Annotated in this window: 12 protein-coding genes and 1 riboswitch; of the genes, 7 read left to right on the forward strand and 5 right to left on the reverse strand. The window is 44.7% G+C overall.

The window, feature by feature from the left end; genetic code table 11:
• Positions 1 to 131: 131 nt before the first annotated feature.
• Both NSQ66_RS07490 and NSQ66_RS07495 read right to left on the reverse strand, forming a co-directional pair.
• The gene (locus tag NSQ66_RS07490; protein ID WP_076141193.1) at positions 132 to 2,717 is read right to left on the reverse strand and encodes an FAD-dependent oxidoreductase; all 2,586 of its coding nucleotides are present in this window, start codon (positions 2,715 to 2,717) and stop codon (positions 132 to 134) included.
• Positions 2,718 to 2,723: 6 nt separating this feature from the next.
• The gene (locus NSQ66_RS07495; RefSeq protein ID WP_036675735.1) at positions 2,724 to 3,008 is read right to left on the reverse strand and encodes a metalloregulator ArsR/SmtB family transcription factor; all 285 of its coding nucleotides are present in this window, start codon (positions 3,006 to 3,008) and stop codon (positions 2,724 to 2,726) included.
• 101 nt (positions 3,009 to 3,109) lie between these two features.
• On the opposite strand from NSQ66_RS07495, the gene NSQ66_RS07500 reads away from it, so the two are divergent.
• The 3 genes from NSQ66_RS07500 (at position 3,110) to NSQ66_RS07510 (ending at position 5,741) form a co-directional block, all read left to right on the forward strand.
• Positions 3,110 to 3,430, forward strand: coding sequence for a rhodanese-like domain-containing protein (locus tag NSQ66_RS07500; protein WP_076141194.1), 321 nt, complete (start codon positions 3,110 to 3,112; stop codon positions 3,428 to 3,430).
• Positions 3,431 to 3,434: 4 nt separating this feature from the next.
• Positions 3,435 to 3,854 carry a rhodanese-like domain-containing protein gene (locus NSQ66_RS07505; RefSeq protein ID WP_076141195.1) on the forward strand — a complete coding sequence of 140 codons (420 nt, stop codon included), beginning with the start codon at positions 3,435 to 3,437 and terminating at the stop codon, positions 3,852 to 3,854.
• 1,209 nt (positions 3,855 to 5,063) lie between these two features.
• On the forward strand, positions 5,064 to 5,741 hold the full coding sequence (locus NSQ66_RS07510) for a winged helix-turn-helix domain-containing protein (RefSeq protein ID WP_036675732.1): 678 nt from the start codon (positions 5,064 to 5,066) through the stop codon (positions 5,739 to 5,741).
• Here NSQ66_RS07510 and NSQ66_RS07515 read toward each other — a convergent pair.
• Positions 5,715 to 6,455 (reverse strand): hypothetical protein, encoded by a 741-nt coding sequence (locus tag NSQ66_RS07515; protein WP_339192786.1) that lies wholly within the window; start codon positions 6,453 to 6,455, stop codon positions 5,715 to 5,717. The genes NSQ66_RS07510 and NSQ66_RS07515 overlap by 27 nt on opposite strands.
• Positions 6,456 to 6,642: 187 nt before the next feature.
• Between NSQ66_RS07515 and NSQ66_RS07520 the strand changes: the two genes are divergently transcribed.
• The gene (locus NSQ66_RS07520; protein ID WP_076141196.1) at positions 6,643 to 9,474 is read left to right on the forward strand and encodes a glycoside hydrolase family 3 protein; all 2,832 of its coding nucleotides are present in this window, start codon (positions 6,643 to 6,645) and stop codon (positions 9,472 to 9,474) included.
• 130 nt (positions 9,475 to 9,604) lie between these two features.
• On the opposite strand, the gene NSQ66_RS07525 is transcribed toward NSQ66_RS07520, so the two are convergent.
• Positions 9,605 to 9,943, reverse strand: a complete 339-nt coding sequence (locus NSQ66_RS07525) for a hypothetical protein (protein WP_076141197.1) — start codon at positions 9,941 to 9,943, stop codon at positions 9,605 to 9,607.
• A 28-nt stretch (positions 9,944 to 9,971) separates the two neighbouring features.
• Positions 9,972 to 10,910, reverse strand: coding sequence for an MBL fold metallo-hydrolase (locus NSQ66_RS07530; protein ID WP_076141198.1), 939 nt, complete (start codon positions 10,908 to 10,910; stop codon positions 9,972 to 9,974).
• A gap of 148 nt (positions 10,911 to 11,058) precedes the next feature.
• Positions 11,059 to 11,166, forward strand: a riboswitch (guanidine-I (ykkC/yxkD leader).
• An 84-nt stretch (positions 11,167 to 11,250) separates the two neighbouring features.
• Between NSQ66_RS07530 and NSQ66_RS07535 the strand changes: the two genes are divergently transcribed.
• The 3 genes from NSQ66_RS07535 to NSQ66_RS07545 all read left to right on the forward strand — a co-directional run bounded on the left by NSQ66_RS07535 (position 11,251) and on the right by NSQ66_RS07545 (position 12,963).
• A complete protein-coding gene (locus NSQ66_RS07535; protein WP_076141199.1) occupies positions 11,251 to 11,613 on the forward strand; it encodes a multidrug efflux SMR transporter in 363 nt (120 codons plus the stop codon).
• A complete protein-coding gene (locus tag NSQ66_RS07540) occupies positions 11,614 to 11,928 on the forward strand; it encodes a multidrug efflux SMR transporter (RefSeq protein ID WP_076125196.1) in 315 nt (104 codons plus the stop codon).
• A 135-nt stretch (positions 11,929 to 12,063) separates the two neighbouring features.
• Complete coding sequence (locus NSQ66_RS07545; RefSeq protein ID WP_076098851.1) at positions 12,064 to 12,963, forward strand: aldo/keto reductase; 900 nt, start codon at positions 12,064 to 12,066, stop codon at positions 12,961 to 12,963.
• Positions 12,964 to 13,463 lie beyond the last annotated feature (500 nt).

Genomic DNA, 13,463 nt, shown 5'->3' on the forward strand with positions numbered 1-13,463 from the left:
GTATCCAGATCCAGCCAATTTCTGCATTTTGGTTATTCAAATCTATATCACCGATTCTCGTGAGTTCATTTTTATATAAGAAAGAGACTCTTCTATTTAAATAGAGGAGTCCCTTTGCGATGTTAAGGTATTTAGATAAATAGATTATGACCCGACTGATCGGCTTGGCCGAGGTAATAACCAACGCCGCCGATTCCGACACCGTCAATCAGTTCTTCACGAGTGATGCCCATAAGATCCATGGACATTTGGCAGGCGACGATTTCCACACCTTGGTCGATAGCCATCTGAATCAATTCTTCCAAGGAAGAGATATTTTTGCTCTTCATTAGAGAGCGGATCATCTTCGAACCCATGCCCATCATGTTCATATTTGAAAGCGTCAGCTTCCGGCTGCCGCGTGGCATCATGGCACCGAACATTTTACCGATGAAGTTCTTGTTCACATGCACCTTCTCATCCTTGCGGATAATATTGAGGCCCCAGAAGGTAAAGAACATCGTGACTTTTTTGCCGCTGGATGCTGCTCCGTTGGCAATGATGAAGGAAGCGATCGCTTTATCCAAATCCCCGCTAAAAACAACCATTGTGCTTGCGTTGCTAGTTTGAATTACTTGTTCGCCTGCTCCGGTTGGTGCTGATGCTGAAGCCTCGATAACTCCTTTGCGCAGATAAGCTTCGATCATACCAGTAGGCAGCTTTGTTAGCTGCAAAAGCGTATGGTTGGACATACGAGCCCAAGCCTTGATATCCTCATAAAATCCGGGATCGGAAGCAGTTACCTTCAGGACTTGGCCGTCCAAGAGCGGGTCCATGCTCATTTTAACTTGGATCAGCGGCCCTGGGCAGCACAGTCCGCAGGCATCAAGCACGGAATCAGGTGCTAGTTCCGTTTCTATTTTGGATGAAGGGGCACCTATTGTGCTGGAGTTAGCAGTGAAAGCTGTAGCATTGACGGTTGGTGTAACTGTGCCAGTCCCAGTCTCAGGCTCCGTCATTGCTCCCGTTGCTGCGATTTCTTTAATGGCTACGGCTGTATCAACGTTTGGCGTCAAGTTATCTTTTTTTTTAGGCGTAAATTGGCTCATCTGATAGGTTTTATAACCGCCGGTCAGATTCTTCACACGGTAACCTTTTTGCTGCAAAATCCGGGAAGCGGTGTAGCCTCTGAGTCCAACTTGGCAATACACCCAAATTTCTTTACTAGGGTCAAGCTCGTTTAGCCGACCACGCAGATCATCCACAGGGATATTAATGGACCCTTCAATATGACCGTTGGCATGTTCGATTTCCGAACGTACGTCAACTAAAATGGTGTTGTTTTTGTCACGACCCTCTAAATCCTTAGGGACGAATACCGTAGTCAAACCTTGCAAAATATTTTCAGCGGCAAAGCCGGCCATGTTCACCGGATCTTTTGCGGAAGAATAAGGAGGGGCATAAGATAGCTCCAACTCCGTCAAATCAGTGACCGTACCTCTAAAACGAATAACTGTAGCGATATCGTCGATACGTTTATCTACACCGCTGTAACCCACAGCTTGTGCTCCTAGCACCGTACCTTTTGGATCAAAAATCAGCTTCATAGATATCGGAGTTGCCCCCGGATAATAGGTTGCGTGTGAGCTTGGATGTATATAAATCACGTGATACGGCAGACCCAAACGTTGTAGTGTTTTTTCGTTATTTCCAGTAGAAGCACCTGTGACTCCAAAAACCTTAATAATAGAAGTCCCTTGTGATCCTTTGTAAGTTGTGCCGAGACCACTGACGTTGTCCGCAGCAATGCGCCCTTGCTTATTGGCAGGACCAGCTAGTGGAATGGCAGTTTTTGTTCCGTTTACGAAATCAACCACCTCAACCGCGTCACCTACAGCGTACACTTGATCCAGATTTGTCTCCATCCGCTCATTGACTACAATATGGCCACGGGGACCGAATTCTAAGCCACTGTCCTTCAGGAAAGAGGTATCCGGAGAAACGCCGATAGCCAGCAGAACCATATCACTTTGCAGTACAGTGCCACTTGCTAATTGCACCTGTATTTGTTCTCCCACCTCAGCAAACCCTTGGACCATATCGGAAAAAATAAGATTAACACCATGCTCGTCAAGTTCTTTTGCCAAAATAGAAGACATTTCAGTATCGAATGGAGCTAATATTTGTGGTCCTGCTTCAATTAAGGAAACTTCCAGACCAGCTTCTCTAAGGTTCTCAGCCATTTCCACACCGATAAATCCACCACCGATCACCACGGCCGAACGTGTGCCTTCCGCAGCGACTTTAGCTTTGACTTTGTCAGTGTCGGGAATGTTACGCAACATGTGTATTTTGGAACTCTCGATACCAGGCAAATTCGGACGAATCGGTTTAGCACCTGGCGATAAAATAAGCGCATCATAACTCTCTTCATAGGAGCCTTTTTCTATACTTTCTACTCGCACTTTTTTGTTCACGGGGTCGATAGACACTACTTCACTTTGAATTCGAACATCGATGTTAAAACGTTTATGCATCGCCTCCGGTGTCTGCACTAGCAGCTTGGAGCGGTCCTGAATGGAACCCCCGATATAATAAGGAAGTCCGCAATTGGCAAAAGAAATGTACGGATCACGCTCAAACATTACAATATGCACATCTTCATCTAATCTCCGAAGTCGGGCTGCTGCTGATGCGCCTCCTGCAACTCCACCAACAATCAATACTTTTTTACTCATGATGACTTATTCCTCCCCTAAAAATAACTGAATCAGATGTTTGATTTTTTCGTCTTTAACAGAATAGTTAATTTCTAGCCCATTACGTTCGGTTTCAACGATGCCTAGTGATCTAAGCTTCTGTAAATGCTGGGACACCGTAGATTGGGGAAGGTCGAGACAGTCCTGCATGAAGCTCACGTTGCAGCTGCCCTTTTCCAGAAGTCCTTTGATGATGCATAAGCGCACGGGATGAGCTATAGCCTTTAAGGTTTCGGCGGTTTGGTTATAAGCTTTAAAATTTTTGTCCATGGTAACGAACACCTCGCTTTACAATATCCTTATATCGTAATATTATGATATAGTGATATGGAAATCAAGTTATTTTTATAAAGGTGAAGGAGAGATGCTCGATGTCTTTTAAAATTTCAAAGGAAATTACCCCACAGCAAGTTGCGGAACGCTTGAAGAATGGCGAGACTCCTACCATGTTGGATATACGCGAACCAGCCGAATGGGTGGAGGGACATGTAATGGGTGCTAAGCATATTCCGCTTGGACAGCTATTGATGCGCATAGATGAACTGGATCCTCATGGAGAGATAATTGTGATGTGCTTAAGTGGTGGCCGTAGTGGACTGGCTTGTGAGCTGCTGAGTGAAAAGGGGTATAACGTTGTGAACATGACGGGTGGATTAGGCGCTTGGACGGATGATTTTTTGGTACGGGAGTAATGGCATGAGCATGATGGTACGGATCCTACTGAGTATCGTAATAGTCTTTAGTATTTTGAGGTTTTTACGTTATGCATGGCCTGTTCGTTCACTTACTTATATAGAAGTCCGTGAGGTTCGCGAATTAGCGGATCAATCATTGGCTATGAAAATGCTCGATGTCAGGGATGCCGTTGATTACCAGAAGGACAGTATCCGTGGTTCGATAAATATATCGCTGGGGCGGTTACCCTATGTCTGGCAGCACTGTCTATCTCCAGGCGATTCAATATTAATTCTTGCAGGAAGTTACTACAAAAGAAATAAAGCTGCGCGAATTCTTTATAAGCAGGGATTTCGTAAGTTATATGCGGTAAACGGTGATTTGTTAGGGAACAAAAGAACGCTCTCCGACATTTCTGTGAAAGGTTGTTGTGAAGGATAATGGATTTATGATCATTGATTTCCCGTCTCGGATTGAAGCTAGGGTGTCGAAGTCAGGGTGTCGTTGGAATGATCTCTTATGATGCCTATGGGTGAGGCGCTCGGCATGCACATTTGCTAGGTGAGGGAGAGCAGCGAAGAGGAGCAATATGTCACTCTAGTTGAGCCGCTATATTAATGGTGCTAAGTTGTGATGTTGTGGCTAGGTCGCTATATTAATGATGCTAAGCCGCGATGTTGTGGTAGGTCGCAATATTAATGTTGCTAAGTCGCAATGTTGTAGGTAGGTTGCTACATTAATGTTGCTAAGTCGCGATGTTGTGGCTAGGCCGCTAAGTCAATGTTGCTAAGTCGCGATGTTGTGGCTAGATCGCTAAATCAATGTAGCCAAGTCGATGTTGTAGCTAGGTCGCTAAATCAATGTAGTTAAGTCGATGTTGTAGCTAGGGCGCTAAGTGATGTAACTAAGACGCAATCCAGCCAGCCTCACTCGAACTCAGTTTTAATTGCATTTTGTGCAGCTAAACTTCAGTAGTTTTAGGAAAAGTAACAATTAACTGCACTTTGTACATCTAAATTTGATCATTTACGCGTAACTACCTTATATCTCCTTTTTTAGTTGTAGAAAGTACAACTAAATGGACTTTTAGGGGGATAAGGGTTAAATAGTTGCATGAAATACAATTAAATAGAAAAATCACAGGTCGATAGCCAGTGAATAGTAGAGAATGGGAGACGATTTTAGACAATTTCAAAAAGGTAGGTCGAATAATATTATTCTAGGGGAACTTAGTCAAACCGAGATTACTTTAACTGAACCTACTATACAAAACATACTATATTGAGCTAAGTCTAGTCGTCTAACTCAAAAGTAGTTTACTTAACCGAGATTGCTCTTGCTGAGCTAATACTAACTGAACTGTAGTGATCTAACTGTAGCTAAATTTAGCTGAACTCACTGTAGTGATCCAATTCTAGCTGAACTCACTGTAGTGATCTAACTGTAGCTGAAATTACTTTAATGCAACATACTCTAACCAATGTGATTTTTTAATAGGCAAGTATATTTAGCTCGATGCTAACGTTGAATGTAGAGTGTCATTGACAGCATAAGAAGGCGAATACTATACTTTTGAGTAATAGGACGAAGCACGTCCCGCATCCATAATTGGGTGCGGGATTTTTTTATGCCAAGGAGGAGGGGAACGTTATGGGATTTACGGAAGAACATCGTAAGTGGGTGGAAGATCATATTAGTCGAAGAACGGGAGAAAGACGGGGGAGATTGGAGCGGGGACATGGGCATGGTGAGCGAATGTTTGCGGAGAAGGTTTGGTGGCCGATGATGGGTCATTTTGATGATCTCCATCCTGAATATGAAGTGTTGGATTGGCGGGGATGGCCTTATTTTGTTGATTTTGCGTGGAAGCCTGGGCAGGTTAAGTTTGCTTTTGAGGTAAAAGGTTACGGCCCACATGTGCAAAACACAGATCGGACGCGTTATCGGCAGGAATTGAATCGAGAGACTTATCTACAAATCGCGGGTTATCGGGTAGTGGCGATACCATATGATGATCTGGAAGCCAATCCTGAGAATACTATTTTTTTGTTGAGATCATTGCTGATGCCGTACCTCGCTTTGAGGACAGAAGAGAAGGAGGCGTTTAGTCGACTGGAGCGTGATATTTTGCAAATTGCGGTGCGTTCGAACGGGGACATTCGGCCTGTTGATTTGGTGAGGGAGCTTGGCATTGATCTGCGTACAGTTAGGAAATGTATGAGGTCGCTTTGTGAGAAAGGTAAGTTTAAGCCGATAGTTTCCCAGGTGAGTGGGAGGGTTTGTCGCTATGAATATGTACATTCACTTAACGATATTCAGCTGTGGTGAATAAACGGTATAAATCCCGTAGATTGTGGGCGTGGAGCGAGAAGTGAGCAAATGAACGGTATAAATCCCGTAGATTGCGGAGATGGAGCGAGAAGTGAGCAAATAAACGGTATAAATCCCGTAGATTGTGGGCGTGGAGCGAGAAGTGAGCAAATAAACGGTATAAATCCCGTAGATTGTGGGCGTGGAGCGGGAATTGGGCAAATGAACGGTATAAATCCCGTAGATTGCGGAGATGGAGCGGGAATTGGGCAAATGAACGGTATAAATCCCGTAGATTGTGGGCGTGGAGCGAGAAGTGAGCAAATGAACGGTATAAATCCCGTAGATTGTAGCTGTGCAGCGGAAATCGAGCAAATGAACGGTATAAATCCCGTAGATTGTGTGCGTGCAGCGAGAATAGGGCAAATGTACGGTAGAAATCCCGCAGATTGGAGGCGTGGCGCGAGAATAGGGCAAATAAACGGTATAAATCCCGTAGATTGTGGGCGTGCAGCGAGAATAGGGCAAATAAACGGTATAAATCCCGTAGATTGTGGGCGTACAGCGGGAAGTGGGCAAATGAACGGTATAAATCCCGTAGATTGTGGGCGTGGAGCGAGAAGTGAGCAAATGAACGGTATAAATCCCGTAGATTGTGGGCGTGGAGTGGGAAGTGAGCAAATAAACGGTATAAATCCCGTAGATTGTGGAGATGGAGCGAATAACGAGCAAACCTACGTACTCACATCATCCCCCTAAATCTCTAATTATGACCTGATTTCTATTTAGATTGTTAAGGTGTTGCGGAGGAGGGGAATCTTCTATGATTAGATGGATAGGACGTATAGGAGTTTTTTTGAAGGATTGTCCTCGGGAATGAATGAAACCGCTATCAACAAGAGACGAAGGAGCGATTTTGATGGGAACAGATATAGCTAAATATCCATTTCAACAGATTGATTTACCTTTAAATGAGCGAGTGCAGGATCTGATCTCCAGACTAACACTTGATGAAAAAGTAAGCCTGATGCCTCAGTATCAAGCTGCCATAGAGCGTTTGGGTGTTGGGGCCTACAAGCATGGTACGGAAGCGGCGCACGGGATTTCTTGGCTTGGAAAAGCGACTTCTTTTCCTCAGCCGAGCGGACTGGCTTGTACTTGGAATCCAGAGCTGCTGAAGGAAATTGGTTCGGCCATCGGAGATGAAGCTAGAGCCTTTTATAAAAAGAATCCAACGGTGAACGGTCTGACGTTATGGGCGCCAACGGTGGATATGGAACGTGATCCACGTTGGGGAAGAACTGAGGAAGCTTACGGTGAAGATCCAGAGTTGACCGGCCGACTCAGCACATCACTAGTGCAGGGAATCCAAGGTGATCACCCGGTCTATTTGAAAGCGGTAGCAACGCTGAAGCATTTCCTCGGCAACAATAATGAGATTGAACGCGGGAACTGCTCCGCGAGCATCGATCCGAGAAATATGCGGGAGTATTATCTGGAAGCGTTTAAGCCTGCTTTTCAAGAAGGTGGCGCACAGTCCATGATGACCGCTTATAACTCGGTGAATGGCGTGCCTGTTATTCTTCATCCGGCAGTAATGGATGTGGTTAAAGGCGAATGGGAAATGGATGGCTTTATTGTAAGCGATGCCGGCGATCTTTTTGGGATCGTGAAGGACCACAAGTATTATGAATCTTTTGCACAATCGATGGCTGAATCTATCAAAAATGGAATTGACAGCGTAACAGAAGAAACCGCAGAGACAATCAAGGTTCTTCACGAAGCGCTAGACCAAGGCCTCTTAGCAGAGGAAGATTTGGATCGTGCGCTTGCCAACACTTTCAGAGTTCGTTTCCGTCTGGGAGAGTTCGATCCGGCTGAGGGGAACCCATACGATGCAATCGACGATTCCGTTATTCTTAGCAAAAAACATACCGCACTCTCCTTGGAAGCTGCGAAACAATCTATAGTATTGTTGAAGAATGAACAAGGCACATTGCCATTGAACAAAAGCAGTCTGAGCAAATTGGCGATTATTGGTCCGCTTGGTGATGAAGCCTTTAGAGATTGGTATTCTGGCACATTACCTTATGGAGTGACTCCTTTGCAGGGTGTTAGCAAAAAGCTGCCTGGTAAACACGTTACTTTTGAGAGTGGCGCAGATCAGATCATTCTTACTTCAGCTGCAAACGGCCAAGCTATCGGAATCACAGGTGAGGACGGAAGACTGGCTGTACAGCATGACATAGCAGAGCACGGAGAATTGTTCCAACATACAGCTTGGGGCTGGACTAGCAATACTCTGAAGGCGACAAGTCGCGGTCAGTATGTAACTTTAAGCGAAGCAGAGACTCTCACAGCATCTGCTGATGAAATTTACGGCTGGTTTGTAAAAGAATCGATTAACATCGTTCCGGAAAGCGAAGATACGGTATCTTTGCGGACCTGGAATGATAAAATGATCTCGGTGAATCCGGAAGATGGAACGCTACAGATGGCAGATCAGGATGCTAATGCGGAAGCACGTCTTTTCAAAAAGAACATCGTAACTAACGGCATAGAGGCTGCAGTAGAAGCTGCCAAGGCTGCGGAAATCGCTGTGGTTTTTGTGGGCAACCATCCACTCCTTAACGGAAAAGAAGAAATCGACAGACCGGATATTGTGCTTCCAGAGGAGCAAGAGCGACTGGTCAAGGCTGTCTATGAAGCGAACCCGAATACAGTTGTAGTCATTGTCGGCAGTTACCCGATAACTTCCACTTGGATTGACGAGAACATCCCGGCTGTATTGTATACCTCCCACAGTGGACAAGAGCTGGGCAATGCGGTGGCAGAAGTTCTTTTCGGCGATTACAGTCCTTCCGGTAAGCTGAACATGACTTGGTTCCGTTCTGTAGAACAGCTGCCTGAGCTGATGGATTATGATATTATCAAAGGCAAAAGAACATATATGTACTTTGACGGAGAGCCACTGTATGCGTTTGGACACGGCTTAAGTTATGCCCAAGTTTCCTACAGCAACCTAAGCCTAAGTGCTAAGGAGCTGCAAGCGGATGACACGTTTAAAATTTCCATTCAAGTAGAGAATACAGGCGTTGTTGATGGGGACGAAGTGGTGCAGCTATATGTGCAAGCTCTGAATTCCCGGGTGAAACGTCCGATTAAACAGTTGAAGGGTTTTGAAAAAGTAAACCTAACCGCAGGTCAATCGCAAACCATAGAGTTTACGTTGCCGGTTGCCGAGCTGGCATTCTGGGATGTTACCCGTGAGCAATATTGCGTGGAAAATGGAGAGTACATGGTTCTGATCGGCCGTTCATCTGCTGATATCCAATTATCCGCTCAACTATCAGTTCAAGGGGACGTTATTCCGTCGCGTAATCTGTATATCAATACCAAAGCAGAGAATTACGATGACTACGAAGGCGTATATCTGGACGAGTGCAAAGCAGGCGATGCATCCATACATCCGGTAAAAGATGGCGCTTGGATTGCTTTTAAAGATGTATTGTTCGAGCAAGGGGCAGGTGCTTTTGAAGCCTTGGTATCCTCTGCAAAAGGAGGCACCCTTGAGATCAGAACGGGCAGCCCAGCAGGGAAGCTGGTTGGATCTGTGACTGTACCGTCGGGTGGCGTGTTGCAGCAGTGGAACACACTTACTGGTGAAGTGTCCGTGGAATCTGAAACTACCGATGTTTATCTCATCTTTAATGGTGAGGTACTGCTTAGCCGTTTTCAATTTAATCAATAAGATAAGCTAGAGCGCTCCGTGCCGAAAAGTTATTAAGCCAAACTCAAGCTAAAATTCTCAGTATCATAAATGAGCATTAAAAAAAGGGCATTCCTGAAGGATCAGGGATGTCCTTTTCGTTTCTTTTCAATTAATCACAACCGCCCCCGCCAGCATCTCCACCCCCACCGAAGTCTCCACCGCCACTATGTCCGCCGTCTCCACCCCAGCTATGCCCCCCGCTGTCAGGTCCAGAATGGTGATGCGAGTGATCTCCGTGGTGATTATGGTGGTGGTTAGAATGATTAGAGTGGTTAGAGTGGTTTGGATCCAGCAGATCCGGATGACTGGCAGCCATAAAAGACATGTTGGCGGCATCATTTTGCCTATTTCTATCAAAGGTACTTTTGTTTGAGCTCGAGCCATTACGTATTACGGCTTGTATAATAATAAATACAGCAAAACCTACAAATAGTATCCCAAAAACCATAACGAACCGCTCCTTTCAACTCCAAAAATTAGTTACTAGCTGCTTTCGTCAAAAACTCAAGATTTCTGTAAAAAATACTCCCATAATTCCAGCCCAGATAAGGCTCGGGAATTTCTATATGGTTCACATTCACATTCATGTCTTCGCGTATCAATGATTCGCTAATATGGATTATATCATTTATATACCGTTTTATTTGCTGTAGATAATGTTTTTGAGTAACGGGCCCATGACCGGGAACAATTATGTTCACATCTAAGCGCTCGACATAAGTAAGTGCCTCCAACCAGGATAAGGGATTACCGTCTACTACTAATGGATGATTATCAACTGCGACAATATCTCCAACAAAAGCTAAAGAATCGGATGGAGAAAATAGAATAGAATCGCATTCCGTATGGGCAGTACCCACCGATAGGAGTTCAACGGTCCTTGCCGAGCCATGTATAGTCATTTTGCGGTCATAAGTTAGTTGGGGAAGGGTTACTTCAAGCGTTAGTATAGACTCTTTGATTTCTTGTAAATAACCTATTTGCGAAAGGAGCTCTCGTTGTTTGGAATCGTTCAGTTCGAGCTCGAGAGATGTATTAAGCTTCGTAAGATCTTCTTCAAGATTAGGAAGCAGTTTCTTCATTCGGGCAAGCCAGTCTGGTTGAGTTTTTATCATGAGCTCTCTAGTTCTACTGGAGGATATGATTACTTCATCCGAGAAGAATTGGTTCCCTCTAACGTGGTCTCCATGCCAATGGCTGTTGACGATGTATTTGATAGGTTTATTAAAATAATACAGAGCGGCATCCCTAAGATCTTTGCCAGCTTGTGGAGTGTTGAATGTATCAAAGATTAATGTGTAATCACCCATATCTATCAAACCGGCATTACTCATGGCTCCGCCTTGCTCCTTCGCTTCAAGGCAATAAATGCCTTCCACTAGAGGGACGCAGTTAAAATGTCTGGAAAGAAACATGAATTACCCTCTTTTCCTAGATAATCGAATGAAATTTATATCTATTTTATAATTTTATGGAATTTTATACTATGATTTAATTACGCTCGGAATAGAAAAGGTTGCTTTTATACGCCCGATTTGCTACCATACGATGTAACTTAATCATTTATTTGTTTTCTAGGGTTCCGCAGCGGGTGCACAGCTGGTCTGGTCCGAGGGAAAACGCACGAACATTAAGTTTGTGTCTACACGGAGGGATAAAAGCCCGGGAGGTATCGCCATTTGGCGATGACCTTCCGGGCTTATTTGTTTGTCCGTGGGCAATCATAAGTTATGGAGAATTGAAGGAGGGCTTGAAATGAAAAAGAATTCAGAGTGGCTGAAGGTGGTTGGCGCTGCGATTTTCGAAGTCATGTGGGTCATAGGTTTAAAGCATGCTTCAAGCGTGTGGGAGTGGCTGATCACAGTTGTAGCCATAATCATAAGTTTCTATGTCATTATTTCAGCAAGCAGTAAATTACCGGTGGGTACCGTATATTCTGTATTTGTTGGGCTGGGGACGGCAGGAACAGTCATTGCGGACATGGTTTTATTCGGTGAACCCTTCAAGCTAATGAAGCTGGTACTGGTGGTTATTTTGCTGGCAGGAGTTATAGGTCTGAAAATGGTAACTAACGAAACTAAAGGTATCAAAGAAACTGAAATAAAGGGGGAGTCTTAAATGGCATGGGCATTTTTGGTTGTTGCTGGATTGTTTGAAATGTTCGGAGTGGCTATGATCAACAGGTTGAATAAATACCGGAATCTGCAGTCGTTTTTGCTGCTCTTCCTTGGTTTTGGAGGAAGTTTTCTTTTTCTATCATTTGCAATGAAAAGTTTGCCTATGGGCACAGCTTATGCGGTATGGACGGGGATCGGTGCATCCGGTGGAGCAATTTTGGGGATGCTTTTATATGGGGAGGCCAAAGACTGGCGGCGGGTTATCTGTATTTTTATGATACTGGGAGCCGCAGTGGGGCTGAAGTTGATAGCGTAGTTAGCAACCAATTTGTTGCTTTTTCTCTCCTAAAGGAAAGATAAGTTATAAATTAGACACGATTCAGATGTTTCGAAAGGGTCATAAAGGTCGTATAAAGTAAGTATACAATTTATCGGTAAGGAGATTTTTACAATGACTAAGGATTCAATCGAGCATTTGGCTGAAATTGTGAAAGTGAACCGAGCTAACCGCATGCTGCTTCCAGACGGTACCTCTGTGCCTAGAATAGGACAGGGAACTTGGAATATGGGTGATGATGCTTCCCGTAGAGAGGAAGAAATTGCTGCTCTTAGATTAGGCGTGGAATTAGGCATGGATTTGATAGATACGGCGGAGATGTATGGGGAAGGAAACTCAGAGCTTTTAGTAGGTGATGCTATTAAAGGTATTCGGGATGACGTTTTCCTGGTATCCAAAGTATACCCACATAATGCCGGCAACGAGAATCTTATTCGCAGCTGTGAAGAAAGCTTGCAACGACTGAATACGGATCATCTGGATCTCTATTTACTGCACTGGCGGGGAGATATTCCGCTTGAAGTGACTGTGGAAGGCATGGAGAAACTGGTCTCTCAAGGTAAAATAGCAAGATGGGGTGTATCGAACCTCGATGTTGACGATATGAAAGAGCTGCTTAGTATAGCTGGGGGAACTCACTGTGCTATGAATCAGGTGCTGTATCATTTAGGGTCGAGAGGCATCGAAGCTGAATTGCTGCCATGGCAGAAAAGTCACCGCATGCCCGTAATGGCGTACTCTCCGCTTGCACAAGCAGGCGCGCTCCGCAAAGGGGTTATCGAAAGTGAGGCGGTTCAGGAAATTGCCCGTGTTCATAACGCAACCCCACTACAAATTATGTTAGCTTGGACGATCCGCGAGGAGGACATCATTACGATTCCAAAAGCTTCTTCACGTGAGCATGTAATTGAGAATGCTGCTGCAGGTTTAATTACGCTGAGTGAAGAAGAAAGATGGAAGCTGGATGAGGCTTTCCCGATACCTTCGTGGAAAGTGCCGCTGGATATGAGTTGATATAGCTGTCTGAGAATTGTCAAAGAGCTCGCCGTTGAGGCGGGCTTTTTTTATATGAAAAGAGATAGGGGGAGTCTCTATAGGACACAGATGATCTTAAACGCAGAATTATGCCACTTTTGGAGGAATATCGGACACCATAGTCGCTATTAGCATAAATGACACCGATTATGAGCCCATTTCTCTGGAATAGTGTCTCTGAGGTCCGCAACTTTACTCAAAAGGCTCTAAATTAGCAAATAGCGTCATCTGAGTCCGAAGCAATATGGGGGGCGTAAATAATAAACAACGTGTCGCCGTAAGCAAGCAACTTGAGAGCGTAAGCAATAAACAATGTGTCGCCGTAAGCAAGCAACTTGAGAGCGTAAGCAATAAACCACGTGTCGCCGTAAGCAAGCAACTTGGGGAGCGTAAACAATAAACAACGTGTCGCCGTAAGCAAGCAACTTGGGAGCGTAAACAATAAACAACGTGGGTTCGTAAGCATCATGGGTCCGTCG

It is taken from the genome of Paenibacillus sp. FSL H3-0329 (genome assembly GCF_037963285.1).
GTDB classification, from domain to species: Bacteria; Bacillota; Bacilli; order Paenibacillales; family Paenibacillaceae; genus Paenibacillus_AQ; species Paenibacillus_AQ odorifer.